Raw genomic sequence first — 16,534 nt, 5'->3', positions numbered from 1 at the left:
GCACCACCGCAGGTTTCGGCGAATGACGATCGTGGAACACCTCCCCGAACGGCGATGGTCGGTCGGGGTGCCGGTGTCCGGAGGTGAGTTGCGTTCCGGGCACCACATTGTCGACCTCGCGTCACGCCGAGCACCGGGAGGCCTCGTGGAAGAGTTCTTGACCACAACGAGTTCCGAAGCAGGCACGCAGACCTCGTCGTATCCGGACAAGGCCGAGGGATTGGACAGCTTCCGGCGCGACCTCGACGCCATCGACGCGCTACTTCTCGAGACGGTGCGGCAGCGGCTGGAACTCTGCCTGCGCATCGGCGAGTGGAAGCGCTCCCGTGAGGTTCCGATGATGCAACCCGGCCGAGTCCGCCTCGTGCAGGAACGGGCGCGTGAATTCGCTCGTAGCCACGACCTCTCCCCTGACTTCTTCAACGCCCTGTACGAGCTGATGATCGCCGAGACCTGTCGACTCGAAGACCTGGTGATCAACGCACCTGTTGAGGAGGAGGACACTGTTCGGGAATCCGTCGGACCGAGATCAGGATCATCGACATGAGTTCCCACACCCTTCTGGTGGACAATTACGACTCGTTCACCTACAACCTGTTCACCCTGTTGACCGAGGTCAACGGGGTTGTTCCCACCGTGGTCCGCAACGACGCGGATTGGGATTCCCTCGATCTGGCGTCGTACGACAACGTGGTCATCTCCCCCGGTCCCGGCCGGCCGGATCGCGACCGTGATTTCGGAATCAGCCGCCGTTTCATCGAGGAAGCGCCTCTCCCACTTCTCGGTGTCTGTCTCGGCCACCAGGGCCTGTGCGAGTTGTTCGGCGCGGATGTCGTGGTTGCGCCCGTACCGATGCACGGCCGGATTTCGCTGATCGATCACGACGGTTCGGGCATCTTTGCCGGACTTCCGTCGCCGTTCCGAGCTGTTCGCTACCACTCGTTGACCGTCGAGAATCTGCCGAATGCCTTCGTTCGTACCGCGTGGACGTCCGACGGTCTGCTCATGGGTGTCCGGCACCGGACCAAGCCGATGTGGGGCGTGCAGTTCCATCCGGAGTCGATCAGTACGGAGTTCGGCATCGATTTGCTCGAGAACTTCCGTGATCTGTCTGTCGGACGAACTCTGGATTCGGTGATCCGACCCGAACCGGCTCCGCAAACACCCGACCTGCGACCGGCGATCAACTACGACGTCGACGACGTGACTCTCGATTTTGCGGTGGATCCGTCGGCGGCCTTTGCAGCACTCTTCGCAGACGGCCCGAACGCGTTCTGGCTGGACCGCGCGGCAACTGCAGAACCGAGTGCACGCTTTTCGATTCTCGGCGATTCGTCGGGGCCGCTGGCCGAGTTCATCACGTACGACGTGCAGGCCGAGGTACTCACTGTCAGCCGAAAAGGCCTGTCCGACGAGAACATTCGAGTTCCGTTCTTCGATTACCTGGACGGGCAACTCGCGACACGCTTCGTTCCCTCGCATCCGGAACTCGATTTCAACCTCGGATACGTGGGCTACCTCGGCTACGAACTGAAGGCGCAGACCGGAGGAAGGGCAGTCCATCCGGCACCCACTCCTGATGCCGCCCTGGTGTTTGCCGATCGCGCCGTCGTCATCGATCACACCGCCGGCCGCACTCACGTTTTGAGGTTGCGCGAGAAAGTCCGCGACGCCGGCCACGACGATTGGCTCGAATCGACCGTCGACGCCCTGGCGCGACTCGGCGCGGACCTTCCGGAACGCACCCCAGTTCCATTGATCAGCGACACCGTCTGGACGCAGGCTCGCCTGCGGCATGATCGCGATCAGTACCTGTCGTTGATCGGAACGGCCCTCTCGGAGATCCGGGCAGGTGAGTCCTACGAGGTATGTCTGACCAACATGGCGAGCGTCGACGAGACGATCGACGCACGGCGGGCGTTCGAGTATCTACGCTCGATCAATCCGACGCCGTACAGCGCACTGCTCGACTTCACCGGCATCTCGGTGGTCTCGGCCTCGCCTGAGCGGTTCCTTCGCGTCGACTCGGACGGCAACGTCGAGTCCAAGCCGATCAAAGGGACCCGCCCGCGCGGCGTCACGCGAGCGCGTGATGCTGCCCTGAGGCAGGACCTGCTCGACAGCGAGAAGGACCGCGCCGAGAACCTGATGATCGTGGACCTCACTCGCAACGACCTCACCAAGGTCTGCGTTCCGGGAAGTGTCCACGTTCCGAGGCTGTTCGCGATCGAGTCGTACTCGTCCGTTCACCAAATGGTGTCGACTGTGCGTGGACATCTGAGTCCAGGATCGTCGGCGGTGGACTGTGTCCGTGCCGCGTTCCCCGGTGGATCGATGACAGGCGCCCCGAAGGTACGGACGATGGAGATCATCGACCGCCTCGAATCCGGCCCACGTGGGGTCTACTCGGGATCGATCGGGTACTTCGCCCTCGGTGGCGCCGCGGACCTCTCGATCGTAATTCGGTCGCTCGTCTGCACCGAGAGCGGCGTGACCTTCGGAATCGGCGGTGCCATCACAGCGTTGTCCGATCCGGAAGAAGAATTCGACGAGACCACGGTCAAGGCGTCCACGCTGCTCCGTGCGCTCGACGCGGTGTCCTCGCGGGTCCTCGAGTACGGCGGGTAGATCCAGCCATGACGGCGGCATCGGGCACAGCGACGGTTGTCGGCGGGCTGGGTGCCGTCGGATCCATGTTCGTCGAACTGCTTCGTGCCGAGGGGTGGACGGTCACCGTCGTCGACCCAGCGGGCAGCGATCCTGACGGAGACGTAGTCGTCGGAGACATCACGAAACCCAGTGACCGGGTCCTCGCGCACGTGGAGTCCTCGAGCATCATCGTGCTCGCGGTTCCCGAACAGGTCGCTCTGGCCGCACTACCGACGCTTCGAACATCCGGCGCTCTCGTTGTGGACACTCTCTCGGTCAAATCGCGGATGGACGCAGCAATCGCCGACGCGGGCCGAGTACGGGAGTTCCTCGGACTCAACCCCATGTTCCGTCCGTCGCTCGGCCCGCGCGGTCGGGCCGTCATCGCCGTGCCGTACGTCGACGGTCCGCAGTCTCAGAGCTTTCTCGACGTCGTGCGCTCGTGGGGAGCCTCGGTCTCGGTGATGGATGCCGATCGTCACGACCGACTCGCTGCTGCTTCCCAGGTTCTGACCCACGCGTCGGTTCTGGCATTCGGCGTTGCCCTGGCCGAACTCGGAGTTTCCGCGGACGATCTCCTCGCGGTCGCCCCTCCCCCGCATCGGACCTTGCTCGCGCTCCTGGCGCGTGTAGCCGGCGGCGAACCGGAGGTGTACTGGGACGTACAAGCGGGCAATCCGTATGCAGGTGCGACACGAAAAGCACTGTTCGATGCCACCTCACAGGTGGACACGGCGGCCGAGACCCTCGCAAAATTCACGACGCTGATGAAAACCGCCGAGGCAGCGCTCGGCGACCGCTCAGGCCAACTGAACGCGGAGTGCCAGAGCTTGTTCGATCGCATTGCCGAAGGGCACAGAGAGATTGCCGAAGGGCACAGAGAGTAGGGCACGATGAGACCTGGAGTCAGTCCGCCCAGCCTCCCGGAATTCGACGCTTCCGATCCGGTTGAGAGTGCAATCGTCAGTCGGCTTGCGAGCAACTGGGCACGCCGGGCAACCGTGAAGAAAGCGGAGCCGGAACTGGACGATCTCTTCGATTCGTCGCTGTCCGACTACCCCGAAGCATTGCTCCCGTTCGCAGAGCATCCGACCTACCTGGCATTGAGTCCCGAGCAGAAGCAACACCTGCAGGCCTGGGCATGGATTGCGTTCAACAAGAACGTCATGGACATCGAGAAGTACGTCGTCAATCCCGGATTCGACGTTCTCGCCGAAGACCGACTCGGCGTCGGGCTCGGAGATTGGGCTGCAGTGGCCGTCAATCAGGCGATGGTCGACGAGCAATATCACACGCTCATGCACTTCAATGCCAGCTCAGCGACCCGACGAGGGAGGGGTTGGGCGCTTCCGTCGAAGGCACTGCCCGACGTCCTGACGGTCCGCACGCGAGCGCAAGCCCTCGACGCGGCCGGTGATCATCGCAAGATCGCGCTGACCGAGTTGGCGTTCATGACAGTCGCAGAGGTCTCGATCACCGCATACCTCGACCTGATCTCCGACGACCCGGGCGTTCAGTCGATCAACCGCGCGACGATCCGGTTGCACGCTCGCGACGAGTACTGCCATGCCTCGATTGCTGGTGACCTGGCCGTGCTGGTCTGGGATTCCCTGGATAGTGGAGATCGCAGCTATCTGCTGGAAGGCTTCGAGGGCGCCATGCGCGCTTTCAGCGGGACCGACTTCGGCGCGTGGCGAGCAATCATGGAGATCGAAGCCATACCCGGCGGACAGAAAATGCTCGATGATGTCGCGTTGGAACCGAGCAACGAACTGTTCGTACAGGATTACAGCGGCATTCAATCCTTGTACAAGAAATTGACGATTGAACCATTACACCCGACGGAATCATAAATTCGTATCAATTTTCCTTATTTCCAGATCCGAAGATTTTGGACTAACACTACCTATAAAAAACTGCGAGCCCAAGGAAGTATCGCATTGTCAGATCCATCTCCTCTCATACCGCCATGCGCGTCAGAAATAACACCGGGTTTCCTCCGATGAAGAATGAACCCCCATGGAGAACCCGATTCCATTGAGTTCTTATCAACCCGATAATTCAATTTCTCCAAATCATGACAGCTACGGCCGAGCAGCCTCAGAGAATGAGTAGTTGGTGACCTGCGCAAGCACTTCAGACAGTTCGAATCGACTGTGACATCGAGCACAAGGTGAATTGGAGGGTGAACTCCCCGCCGGGACCAGCAGCTCGAGGAGCACCCGACCTTGGGACCTGCCCGACAAACGGGCCAGCGCGTGACCCTCCGGTAACATCTGACCAGAGATTACAGATAGAAGACAGAAGGCATCTGTGCGCCCGTCGGGAGCGCGTGCCCGTTCCGACCATGCAGACAGCGGAGTGTTGATGCCCTTTTCCACGGATGCAGCAGTACTGGTGGAAGACGTCCACAAGTCTTTCAAGAACGTGCACGCGCTGCGAGGGATCAACTTCACTGCCCCCCGCGGCACAGTCTTGGGGATTTTGGGCCCTAACGGCGCAGGCAAGACGACGACGGTGAAGGTTCTCTCCACACTTATTCGCCCCACCAGCGGACGCGCAATGGTCGCCGGGTACGACGTAGTGCGCAACGCTCCTGAGGTGCGCCGCTCGATCATGATGACAGGGCAATTCGCTGCCCTCGATGATTCACTCACCGGCCGCGAGAACATCGAACTTTTCGGCCGTTTGATGGGACTCGACAGAGTGTCGGCAAAGGTACGTGCCGCCGATCTACTCTCGCAGTTCGACCTCGTGGAGGCAGGCTCTCGCGTTGTCCGGAATTACTCGGGAGGTATGCGTCGACGAATCGATATCGCCTGTGGCCTCGTCGTTCGCCCCGAGGTCGTTTTCCTCGATGAACCGACGACCGGCCTCGATCCGCGAAGCCGTCAGAGTGTCTGGTCACTGGTTCAATCTTTGAAGGAACAGGGCATCACGGTGCTCCTGACCACCCAGTATCTCGAGGAAGCCGATCTCCTGAGCGACAACATCATCGTCATCGACAAAGGCGCGGTTATCGCCGAGGGAACTGCTGATCAACTGAAGGCACGAACTGGTGCAAGCTTTTGTGAGATCGTGCCTGCCGACCTCAAGCAGTTGGCCCACGCGGTCCACGCCCTAGGAAATCTGGTGCCGCGAGACTTCCGGTTCGACCTGGCACAGGAGAGTGGCCGAATCGCCATACCTGCGCCTGTCGGCGCCGGAACACTCTCCGAAGCCCTTCGCCGTCTCGATCATGCTCGGATACCGCTTGCCGACATCGCACTTCGCCGCCCGTCGCTCGATGACGTCTTCCTCGCGCTCACAGGTGAGCAGCACGTAAGTGAGACGAAGTGACGACAACAACCAAATTCGGGGTCGATCAGGTGGCTGTCCGTGGGGACACGCGCAGCAAGATTGCAGTCCCTGAAGCCTTGAGCGTCGGCAAGCATCGCCGACCACATCCCTCAGCGATCAACCAGTGGTGGGTATTGACGGCACGCACCGTCAAATCAATGGTGAAGCGCTACGAACTGTTGATCGCGGTCATCGCGCCGTTGATCTTCACAATCGGTTTCTACCTCCCGTTGAAGTTCGTCATGCAACTGCAGGGCATCAACTACGCACAGTTCTTGATGCCGATCATCGTTCTGCAAGCCATGGCATTCACATCGATCTCGGCCGCCCAGATGTCTTCGACAGAATCGATCACCGGCTTCAGCAACCGCATGAAAACCATGCCCGTCGTCGGCCCCGTGCCCCTCTTGTCCCGTCAATCGAGCGGCTTCGTACGTTCGACAGTCTCCCTCGCCGCGGCGTTGACCTTCGGACACCTGATTGGATTCCGGTTCTCCGCGGGCGTAGGCCAGGCCGCACTGTTTTGTGCGATTGCCCTGGCCTTCAGCACTTGTCTGTCCTTCGCGGGTGACGCGATCGGTTCGTTGTCGAAGAGCCCACAGGCAACCAGTCAGGCGCTGACACTCCCACAGTTGATTTTGGGGATGTTGTCCTGCGGTTTTGCACCCGAGACTGGCTTCCCCGAATGGATACGCCCATTCGTGCGTAACCAGCCGGTCTCCCAGTTCTCGTTTGCCATGCGCGATCTTGCGCAAGGAGGCGTCACCTGGAACGTCCTGTTTCCGGTCGTCGCTTGGACCGTCGGATTGATCGTCTTCTTTGCGCCGTTGGCGTTCTGGGCAAGCATGAGGCGGTCATGAGCGAGCCGACAGATCGTTTCATGGCGGTTGTTCGTCCGGTCGAGGGATTCAACTTCCCCTACCCCGACAATGCGCTTCCGGAAACCTCGTTCAAGGCTCTCGTCGTGCACAGTGGGATACAGGCCAAGCGTCTGCTACTCACCTGGCTGCGGGATCCGTCGACGACTATTCAAGCGCTCGTATATCCGGCTTTCATGCTTTTGATGTTTCGGGTTGTCTTGGGCAATTCGATCACGGCAGCAACCGGACAGTCGAGCATCTTCGGAACGGTTCCGCTGATCATTCTCGTCGGCGCCATGTTCGGGTCGATTGCTAGTGCAGTCGGCCTCAAAGGCGAAAGAGCGTCTGGCCTTTTGAGCAGATTCTGGACGCTCCCCGCGCATCGTGCGTCAGGCCTCGTAGGGCGAATGATCGCGGAAGCAGTTCGCGTTCTCGTGACATCAATTGTGATCCTCGGTGTCGGATATCTGCTGGGATTCAGGTTCAACCAGGGCCCACTCGCGGCCGTTGCACTCTTGGCGTTACCCATAATCTTCGGTGTCGGCTTCGCAATGATGGTGACGGCACTGGCCACTGTCTCCGACAACCTGCCGCTCGTCGAGATTGTATCGATCTCCTGCACTCTCTTGATGTTCTTCAATTCCGGATTCGTTCCAGTGATCGCGTACCCCAAGTGGCTGCAGCCCATAGTTGCCGAACAACCCATGTCGGTTGCAATCGATGCGATGAAGGGGCTATCGCTGGGAGGCCCGGTAGCCGAACCCGTGATCAAAACCCTGATTTGGTCACTAGGCATGGTCGCGGTCTTTGTGTACCCCGCAGTTCGTGGATACCGACGCGCCGCGTCGATGTCGTGATGAGAGCGGATCGGGGCTCCTCATGGAGCCAAGGAATTTGATCGCGCCGTAACGATCTCGGCCCGAAAACCGACTTCACAGATCGAGAAAAACAAGTGGCTCCGGGTTGAAGATTGACATTCCCGTGCCGCGCAACGAGAGGGATCTAACTTGACGCGTACAAGACAGTCCATATGGAGGCGTGCGACGGGCGTCGCAGCCGTGTCGATGGTGTGCGCTCTGGTTCCGGCCGGTATCGCAAGCGCGTCGCCTGTCGCTCACCAGGGCGGCGGGGATGTAGCAGAGTCCATATCGGATGGTTCCTACATCGAGTCTGTCGAGCAGATCAACGATCGCCAACAGATCGTAAACGTGTACGCGGCGTCGATGGAACGCGTTGTTCCAATCCAGATCATCACCCCCGCGGACAATTCTGTTCCCCGCCCCGTCCTCTATCTTCTCAACGGCGCCGGCGGCGGCGAAGACTCGGCAACATGGGAGTACCAGACCGATGTCGTCGACTTTTTCCAGGACAAAAATGTCAACGTCGCAACACCTGTAGGTGGTCGCCTTTCGTACTACACCGACTGGGAGAAGGAAGACCCGAAGCTCGGGAAAAACATGTGGAGCACCTTTCTAGGAAAGGAGCTCCCGCCACTGCTGAACAAGCAGCTCGGTAGCAACGGCCAACAGTCGCTCGCCGCAATTTCGATGTCAGGCACTTCGGTGCTCAACCTTGCGATCGAATACCCCGGCTTCTACAACTCCGTCGCCGCATTCAGTGGATGCGCTCAGACGAGTGATCCTCTCGGACAACAGTTCATCAAGACCACCACAGAGTGGATCGGAGGCGTCGAAGATGTACAGAACATGTGGGGACCGTTCGACGGGCCTGGCTGGCGAGAACACGACCCTCTAGTCAATGCGGAAAAGCTGCGTGGCACACAGATCTACATGAGCACCGGTAGCGGACTCCCCGGTTTCCCCAATGACACACCCGCAAACCCGCGTATCCAAGACGGTCGCGCGGCGATGTTCGACCAGATCGTTGTCGGCAGCCCCATCGAGCTTGCAACCAATCTTTGCACCTCGAACATGGCTAAACGCCTCTTCGAATTGAAGATCCCAGCCGTAGTGGACTTCCGGCCGACTGGCACTCACTCGTGGGGCTACTGGCAGGACGACCTACACAAGTCCTGGCCATTTATTGCGCAGTCCCTCGGAATCTGACGAACTCAAACCCAAGGGGTGGTGCAGGGGACAACAGGGTCCACTGCACCACCCCTTCTGTTATGCGAATCCACGCCTGGCGCAGTTCAAAATTGTGCATCGACGTAGTTCGAAATCTGCCACCACCCGCGTCGGCAAACAGGCGGGGCAGATACTTCTTACCCACGGCCTACTTGAGAGCCTCCCCGACAATCGGGCCGAGCTTCGTGAGTCCATGAGGCGTCATCATCTCGATATGCTCGATGTCGACACTGTGTGTCGCCAATCCCCCTTGAAGGAATGGACGCCACCGGTCTGCGCCCTCGACTTCTGAACTTCTGGTCCGCGATGCAACGAACGTCGTCGGTCCGGTGAACACGCGTGGTTGATGTTCGTTGATCAGAGTGGCCGTACGCGCGATGCTGTCGAACAATCGCTGCACACGCTCAACAGTCAAGCCGATTCGTTCGCCTTGAACTGAATCGAGGATTTCAGCAGCCCGTTCGACCGAGAGAGAATCAATCCGCTCGTCTCGGTCGACCTCCAACCCCAGCGCCGAAAGCTCGACCCGGACCATATCTGCGAATTCCTTCTCGTCTCGCTTCTCCGGAGTTCCGTCAAGGAGAATCAAAGCGCCAACCACTCCTCCGAGCGACTCGATTCGAGTGGCAATTCCTTGAGCCAGAATGCAACCGAACGACCAGCCGACAATTCGATATGGGCCATCGGGCTGGATCAGCATCATCTCCGACACGTACCGGTCGATATAGTCAGTCAGATGCGTCGGCATGAACCCGTCGTCGGACAGCACCGGTGTCTGCAATCCGTAGACCGGCACCGATCGCTCGATGTAGCCGGCCAGAGGCGCGAACGGCCATGCGAACCCCATCAGAGGGTGCACACAGAACAGAGGCGATTCCGAGCCGCTACTCCGGAGCGGAAGGACCACCTGCAGCGCTGCACCACTGCCAGATTCAAATCCGACACGAATCCCCAATGCTAGAGCGTCAGCTAAGGTTTCGACTCGGGAGTGAGCGAACAACACACGAATCGGGACATCGGCGGACACCGCAGCACTCAATCGCGCAACGACCTTTGCTGCGATGAGGGAATTGCCGCCGAGTTCGAAGAAGTCGTCGTCGAGACCGACCATCCGAGTTTCCAACACGTCCTCGAGCACGGCAACAACAAGTTTCTCGGTCTCAGTACCCGGAGCACGATATGGCCTTTCCTCGAGCACTGGCTCAGGCAGTTTCCGACGATCCACTTTCCCCGATGCTGTGAGTGGAAGCGTATCCAACACAACAAACTGCGACGGAATCATGTACGAAGGCAGTCTGTTCGCAAGTTCTTCACGAACATCCTCGATCTCGATACGTGCTGCTGTAACTCCAGTCAGATAGGCAACCAGCCTAGCTCCGGCTTTGGGGTCCTCGTGAAGGACGACGACCCCATTGCTCACCGACGCAAGAGTCGTCAGTGCCGCATCGATCTCTCCCAACTCAATGCGCTGGCCCCTCAACTTCACCTGGAAGTCACTGCGCTCAACGAATTCAAGTTGCCCAGACCGACTCCACCGAACGATGTCTCCGGTTCGATACATCCGAGCACCAATCGAACGCCCACGCTCGTTGATCGAGAGCTCACCTGCGAACGGATTGGCCACGAAACGGTCAGACGACAAGTCAGCGCGCCCATAGTAACCACGCGCCAATTGCACACCTGCCAAGTACAACTCGCCTGCAACCCCATCCGGGACTGGGTTCAATCGCTCGTCGAGAACAAACACCTGAGTGTTCCACGCCGGCACGCCGATCGGGACGATCGGCGCTTCCGTCGCTTTGTATTCATGCGAGGTCACCTGGATGGTCGACTCCGTAGGGCCGTAAAGGTTGTGTATCGCAGCACCAGATCGATCCCACACCAATGCTGCTGTGGATGCGAGCAGTTGCTCCCCACCGGAAAAGACCATGCGCAGACGCGAAAGGTCGTGTTTCACTGAACTACTGAAGACCGGGGCCATCATTGCGGGCACAAACTGAACAACACTCACAGCGTTTTCCGAAATCATCTCGGCCAGATGCTCTGGCCGGCGATGCCCATCCGGCCCGACGAGAACCACTCTCGCGCCAACCTGTAAGGGCCAAAACATCTCCCAGACCGAGGCATCGAAAGTAAACGGAGTCTTGTGCAGAACGACGTCCGATCCATCGAGTTTGTATCGTTCCTGCATCCAGCTCAGCTGATTGACGACTGAATCGTGGGAAATCGTAACGCCCTTCGGCTTCCCTGTTGAGCCCGAAGTGAACAGCGTGTAGGCCGCGTTCTCAATGTGGAGCGGAGCAATCCGATCATCATCCGTGACAGGAGAATCCGGAAGAGAATCAATACCCGGGGCGTCGATCACAATAACTGGGACGCCAGCGGAATCGATCTGGACATCGCTGGTGACGAGCATACAAATCGGGTCAGCGGCGCCCACAACGTACGAATTGCGTTCATCCGGTTGATCAGGATCAATTGGAACATACGCGCCTCCTGCCTTGAGGACCGCATAGACCGCAATCATCATCTCAAACGATCGGCGAAGCGCCACAGCAACGCGAGTCTCAGCGCCGACTCCAATCGAAATAAGTTTCCTGGCAAGACGATTAGCTTTTGCGTCGAACTCGGCATATGTCAGCTCATGCTCGCCATACGTGAGGGCAGTCTTATCGGCCGACCGACGAACCTGCGCGTCGAACAGGTCAACCAACGAATTTGTCGGCAGCCGATGTTCGGTCAAATTCCGCTCTTCGATCATTCGCGTGCGTTCTATATCGTCCATGATCTCGATGTCGCCCACCGATCTAGCCGACTCCGAATCCTGTATCGCGAAGGCCCGCAAGATCGATACGAATCTTCTCATGAATCCTGCAATGGTCGATTCATCGAACAAATCTGTCGAGTAGTCGACGCCGAAAGACATTCCGCCAGATGCACCTGTCTCATCGATATTTTCGACCACGGTGACGGACAGATCAAACTTGGCGAATCCCGTATCGAACTCGACTCCTGCCACCTTCAACTCACCGAACTCCAATGCGACCTGTTCCAAATTCTGGAACGCGAGCATTACTTGGAACAACGGATTGTGTGACTGTGATCGTGCAGGGTTGAGTATTTCCACCAAACGCTCGAATGGAACATCCGCGTGATCGAACGCCTCAATGTCAACCGTCCGTATCGATGCCAACAGACCATCTACCGACATCGCCGGATCTACCTGAGTCCGCAACACCAAAGTATTGACGAACATCCCGACCAAGTCGTCGAGTTCCTGCTCGCCGCGACCTGCAACCGGGGTACCGATTGATACGTCGCGAGTTCCCGCCAGGCGACTCAACAGTACCGCCAATGCCGCATGCACAACCATGAACATTGTCGAGTTCAATCTTTGTGCGAGACCTTTGAGAGCACTGTGCAATTCGGCATCAACCGAAAAATCGTGACGCGCACCGTCATGCGTGGCGACAGTTGGACGCGCTCTGTCCCACGGCAGCGATAGTTGTTCTGGCAGTCCGGCCAGGGCATTTGACCAGTAGCCGACTTGTTGTGCAATTACAGATGCGGGGTCACGCTCAGATCCCAGAACCTTACGTTGCCATAGCGAGTAGTCGGCGTACTGCACGGGTAGTGGCGCCCAGCTGGGTGCCTGCCCCACTCTCCGGGCTGCATACGCAACCATCACGTCCCGCGTCATCGGAGCTATCGAGTAGCCATCGCTACTGATGTGATGAACGACCAGAACCAATACGAAATCGTCTTCACCGACTTCGAACAGGCGACCTCTCACGGGAACCTGCTCTGTGACATCGAAGCCCTCGCTGACAAAGCAGATGACGGCAGCTTGCACATCAGATTCGTCGACCGAGACAGGGGTTAGATCCAACTCGAATTCCCCGACTCCGAGGACCCGCTGAAAGCCGACACCATCAGATTCTGGATACAGCGTTCGCAAAACCTCGTGGCGCGCTATCACATCTGATATCGCAGCCTGCAAAGCAGGAACATCCAGAACGCCGGATAGACGTATCGCTGCCGGAATATTGTTCGCAGCCGAGGCTTGATCAAGCCGATTCAGGAACCACATCCGCTGCTGCGCCATCGAAAGCGGAACATACGCCGGACGGTCCTGCGCAATTAGGGCTGGCCGTCCGCCTGATCCCGTGTGGGACCCGAGTCGTGCGGCCAGCGCTTCGACAGCTGGGGCATCGAACAAGACACGAACGGCCACCCTGGTATTCAGTGCGGTACCGAGTCTTGCCGCTGCTCGTGTCGCGATCAGCGAATTACCACCGAGTGCGAAGAAATCGTCATCGAGACCCACTCGATCGACACCCAGCAGATCCGCAAACACCGACGCGACGATCTCCTCCACCGGCGTCACCGGGGCCCGAAACTCAGCCTTCTCGAACACCGGATCCGGCAACAACTTCCGATCGATCTTGCCGTTGATATTGAGAGGGAACTCATCGAGCACCAGAATCTGCGACGGCACCATGTACGAGGGCAGACCCGCCGACAACACCTCACGAACAACGTCGACATCGACGTCGGCCCCGGACGAAGCAGTGACATACGCAACCAACATCTCACCAGCGTGCGCACCCTCGTGCACGACAGCCACCGCCCGACCCACCGAATCAACGGCAACCAACGCGGCCTCGATCTCACCGAGCTCGATCCGGAACCCACGCAACTTCACCTGGAAATCGCTGCGCCCCAAATACTCCAACTCACCCGAACGACTCCACGACACCACATCGCCCGTCCGATACATCCGCGAACCCGCAGTGCCGTAAGGATTCGCGACGAAACGTTCCGCCGACAAATCCACCCGGCCGTGATACCCACGAGCCAACTGCGCACCCGACAGATACAACTCACCCGCAACACCCACCGGAACCGGATGCAACCGCGAATCCAACACCAACAGTTGCGTATTCCACTCCGGCGACCCGATCGACACCGACGACACATCACCATCGGTCACCTCATGCGAGGTCACCGAAACCGCCGCCTCCGTCGGACCATACAAATTGAACAACCGCACACCAGGATTCGACACACGTACACGCCGCGCCAGATCAGCAGGCAACGCCTCACCGATCGCCAACACCTGACGAAGCCCCGACGGAAGAACACCACCCCCAACAGCCGCCAACGCCTCCAACATCGACGGAACCACATGCAACGTCGACACACCCGACACAGACATCACATCGAGCAGATACTGCGGATCCTGCTGACCGCCGACCTTCGCGATCACCAACCGAGAACCCGAAACCAACGCAGACCAAAACTCCCACACCGACAAATCGAACGTCGACGCAGTCTTGAGCAACACCGCATCATCCTGATCAAGACCGAAAACCTCACGCTTCCACAGCAACTGATTCACCACAGCTGCATGCGAAACCGCCACACCCTTCGGCCGACCCGTCGAACCCGACGTGAAAATCACATACGCCGTATTCCCCGACCGCAACGGCGCAACACGATCCACATCCAAGACAGGCGCACCCGAAAAACCAGACACATCGACAACATCAACCTCGACCACCGGCACCCCACCAGCATCGAAACCAACATCAGAAGTACTGACCACACACACCGGAGCAGCAGCCTCGAGAATGAACGCCGTACGATCCGCCGGCTGATCCGGATCCACCGGAACATACCCACCACCAGCCTTGGCGACCGCATACATCGCCACCAACAAATCCACACCACGACGAACAACTAACGCCACCAACGACTCCGGCCCAACACCCACCGAAATCAAATACCGCGCAAAACGATTCACCCGCACATCGAACTCACCATACGACAGCTCGACACCACCACACACCAACGCGACACGATCCGCACCACGAACCACCTGCTCGTCGAACAAATCCACCAACGTCCCCGAAACACCAGCACGAGACACCCCGCAACCGGACTCCAAGACGAGCGCGCGGTCGACCTCACCCAACACAACGATATCGCCCACAGCGACACTCGGTTCCGCTGAAATGATTTCGAGAACGCGCACGAACTGATCCGCAAAACCGGCCACCGTCGAATCGTCGAACAACGCCGACGCGTAGGTGATCATGCCGGTTATCCCAGCCGCGGCGCCCACCTCATCGTGATGATCGGTCACGATCAAGTGAAGGTCGAACTGCGAGTTCCCACTCTCGTACTCGACGCCGGAAAGCGTCAGGCCACTCAATTCGAAAGTCGACTGCGCCAAGTTCTGGAACGACAACCCCACTTGGAACAACGGATGATACGCCGTCGACCGAGCCGGATTGAGCAGCTCGACCAAACGCTCGAACGGCACATCCGCATGCGCAAACGCCGCCAAATCCGCCTCACGCGTACGAGCAAGCAAAGCGCTGAATGATTCCCCTGCATCGACTCTGGTGCGGAATGCCAACGTGTTGACGAACATTCCGACCAGATCATCAAGGATCTCGTCCCCACGTCCCGCGATCGGGGAACCGATGACAATATCATCGCTACCGGACAAACGAGCCAACGTCACCGCAAACGCCGCGTGCACCACCATGAACATGGTCGTGTTCGTACGCTGAACCAACTCCATCAACGCCCGATGAACCTCCGGAGCCACCGACACTCCAACTGTGCCTCCGGCGAACGACTGCACCGCAGGCCTCGGACGATCCCACGGCAACACCAACTGATCCGGCAACCCCGCCAACGCCCGAGACCAGAAGTCGACCTGCCGCGAAATCACCGACGACGGATCATCCTCGGACCCCAACACCTCGCGCTGCCACAGCGCGTAATCCGCATACTGCACCAGCAGCGGCGCCCACCCCGGAACCTCACCCCGAGAACGAGCCTCGTACGCGATCATCACATCACGCGTGAGCGGCCCCATCGAAAATCCGTCACCACTGATGTGATGAACCGCCATCGCCAACACGAACTCCGACTCCGACACCGCGAACAACCGCGCCCGAACCGGAACCTCCACCGCCACATCGAAACCAGTCGACAAGAACTCCGTCACCGCACCAACGACATCGGACTCCGACACCCCAACCGGAGACAGATGCAATTGAACATGATCCGCAGACAAAATGTCCTGGAACCCGACACCATCAACCTCAGGGTAAACCGTCCGCAAAATCTCGTGCCGCGCAACAACATCCGAGACAGCAGCATCCAACGCCGCCACATCCAACGATCCCGACAACCGAATCGCCACCGGAATATTGTACGCAGTCGACTCAGGCTCGAACCGGTTCAAGAACCACATCCGCTGCTGCGCCAACGACAACGGCACCCGCTCCGGACGCACCCGAGCCGTCAACGCCGCCCGTGCTCCCGAACCGACCTCCGACTCCACCCGCGCAGCAAGCCCCTCAACGGAGGACACCTCGAACAGCACCCGCACCGGAACCTGCGCATCGAGCGCCTGACCCAACCGAGCCGCCACTCGTGTCGCGATCAGCGAATTGCCGCCGAGTGCGAAGAAATCGTCATCGAGACCCACACGATCGACACCCAACACCTCGGCAAACACCGACGCAACGATCTCCTCCACCGCCGTCACCGGAGCCCTGAACACCGCAACCTCGAACA

At 59.2% G+C, this 16,534-nt stretch carries 9 protein-coding genes; 8 read left to right on the top strand and 1 reads right to left on the bottom strand.

Annotated elements, in window-relative coordinates:
* The first annotated feature begins 22 nt into the window (after positions 1–22).
* The 8 genes from G8767_RS17450 to G8767_RS17415 all read left to right on the top strand — a co-directional run bounded on the left by G8767_RS17450 (position 23) and on the right by G8767_RS17415 (position 8,914).
* On the top strand, positions 23–547 hold the full coding sequence (locus G8767_RS17450) for a chorismate mutase family protein (protein ID WP_124566555.1): 525 nt from the start codon (positions 23–25) through the stop codon (positions 545–547).
* Positions 544–2,628 (top strand): aminodeoxychorismate synthase component I, encoded by a 2,085-nt coding sequence (gene pabB / locus G8767_RS17445; RefSeq protein ID WP_124566556.1) that lies wholly within the window; start codon positions 544–546, stop codon positions 2,626–2,628. The genes G8767_RS17450 and pabB overlap by 4 nt, the downstream gene beginning before the upstream one ends.
* 8 nt (positions 2,629–2,636) lie before the next feature.
* On the top strand, positions 2,637–3,536 hold the full coding sequence (locus G8767_RS17440) for a prephenate dehydrogenase dimerization domain-containing protein (RefSeq protein ID WP_166810855.1): 900 nt from the start codon (positions 2,637–2,639) through the stop codon (positions 3,534–3,536).
* A gap of 6 nt (positions 3,537–3,542) precedes the next feature.
* Positions 3,543–4,502, top strand: coding sequence for a diiron oxygenase (locus G8767_RS17435; protein WP_166810854.1), 960 nt, complete (start codon positions 3,543–3,545; stop codon positions 4,500–4,502).
* A gap of 514 nt (positions 4,503–5,016) precedes the next feature.
* Complete coding sequence (locus G8767_RS17430) at positions 5,017–5,988, top strand: ATP-binding cassette domain-containing protein (protein ID WP_116058180.1); 972 nt, start codon at positions 5,017–5,019, stop codon at positions 5,986–5,988.
* Positions 5,985–6,848: an ABC transporter permease gene (locus G8767_RS17425; RefSeq protein WP_124566559.1), complete on the top strand. Its 864-nt coding sequence runs from the start codon at positions 5,985–5,987 to the stop codon at positions 6,846–6,848. The genes G8767_RS17430 and G8767_RS17425 overlap by 4 nt, the downstream gene beginning before the upstream one ends.
* On the top strand, positions 6,845–7,705 hold the full coding sequence (locus tag G8767_RS17420) for an ABC transporter permease (protein ID WP_116056981.1): 861 nt from the start codon (positions 6,845–6,847) through the stop codon (positions 7,703–7,705). Before G8767_RS17425 ends, G8767_RS17420 begins: the two co-directional genes overlap by 4 nt.
* A gap of 207 nt (positions 7,706–7,912) precedes the next feature.
* Positions 7,913–8,914: an alpha/beta hydrolase family protein gene (locus G8767_RS17415; RefSeq protein WP_116058181.1), complete on the top strand. Its 1,002-nt coding sequence runs from the start codon at positions 7,913–7,915 to the stop codon at positions 8,912–8,914.
* A gap of 169 nt (positions 8,915–9,083) precedes the next feature.
* Here the strand turns inward: G8767_RS17415 and G8767_RS17410 are convergent, their stop codons facing one another.
* Positions 9,084–16,496, bottom strand: coding sequence for an amino acid adenylation domain-containing protein (locus tag G8767_RS17410; RefSeq protein WP_346843003.1), 7,413 nt, complete (start codon positions 16,494–16,496; stop codon positions 9,084–9,086).
* Positions 16,497–16,534 lie beyond the last annotated feature (38 nt).

Origin of the sequence: Rhodococcus sp. IC4_135, from assembly GCF_011602025.1 — a bacterium.
GTDB classification, from domain to species: Bacteria; Actinomycetota; Actinomycetes; order Mycobacteriales; family Mycobacteriaceae; genus Rhodococcus_F; species Rhodococcus_F baikonurensis.
The sequence above is the reverse complement of the archived record's forward strand: the minus strand, read 5'-3'. Positions and strand labels throughout refer to the sequence as shown.

What these genes read in the sequence shown, in the direction of transcription:
- G8767_RS17430 (WP_116058180.1), top strand. Translation starts at nt 5,017, where the DNA reads ATGCCCTTTTCCACGGATGCAGCAGTACTGGTGGAAGACGTCCACAAG.
- G8767_RS17420 (WP_116056981.1), top strand. Translation starts at nt 6,845, where the DNA reads ATGAGCGAGCCGACAGATCGTTTCATGGCGGTTGTTCGTCCGGTCGAG.
- G8767_RS17415 (WP_116058181.1), top strand. Translation starts at nt 7,913, where the DNA reads ATGGTGTGCGCTCTGGTTCCGGCCGGTATCGCAAGCGCGTCGCCTGTC.
- pabB (WP_124566556.1), top strand. Translation starts at nt 544, where the DNA reads ATGAGTTCCCACACCCTTCTGGTGGACAATTACGACTCGTTCACCTAC.
- G8767_RS17440 (WP_166810855.1), top strand. Translation starts at nt 2,637, where the DNA reads ATGACGGCGGCATCGGGCACAGCGACGGTTGTCGGCGGGCTGGGTGCC.
- G8767_RS17450 (WP_124566555.1), top strand. Translation starts at nt 23, where the DNA reads ATGACGATCGTGGAACACCTCCCCGAACGGCGATGGTCGGTCGGGGTG.
- G8767_RS17435 (WP_166810854.1), top strand. Translation starts at nt 3,543, where the DNA reads ATGAGACCTGGAGTCAGTCCGCCCAGCCTCCCGGAATTCGACGCTTCC.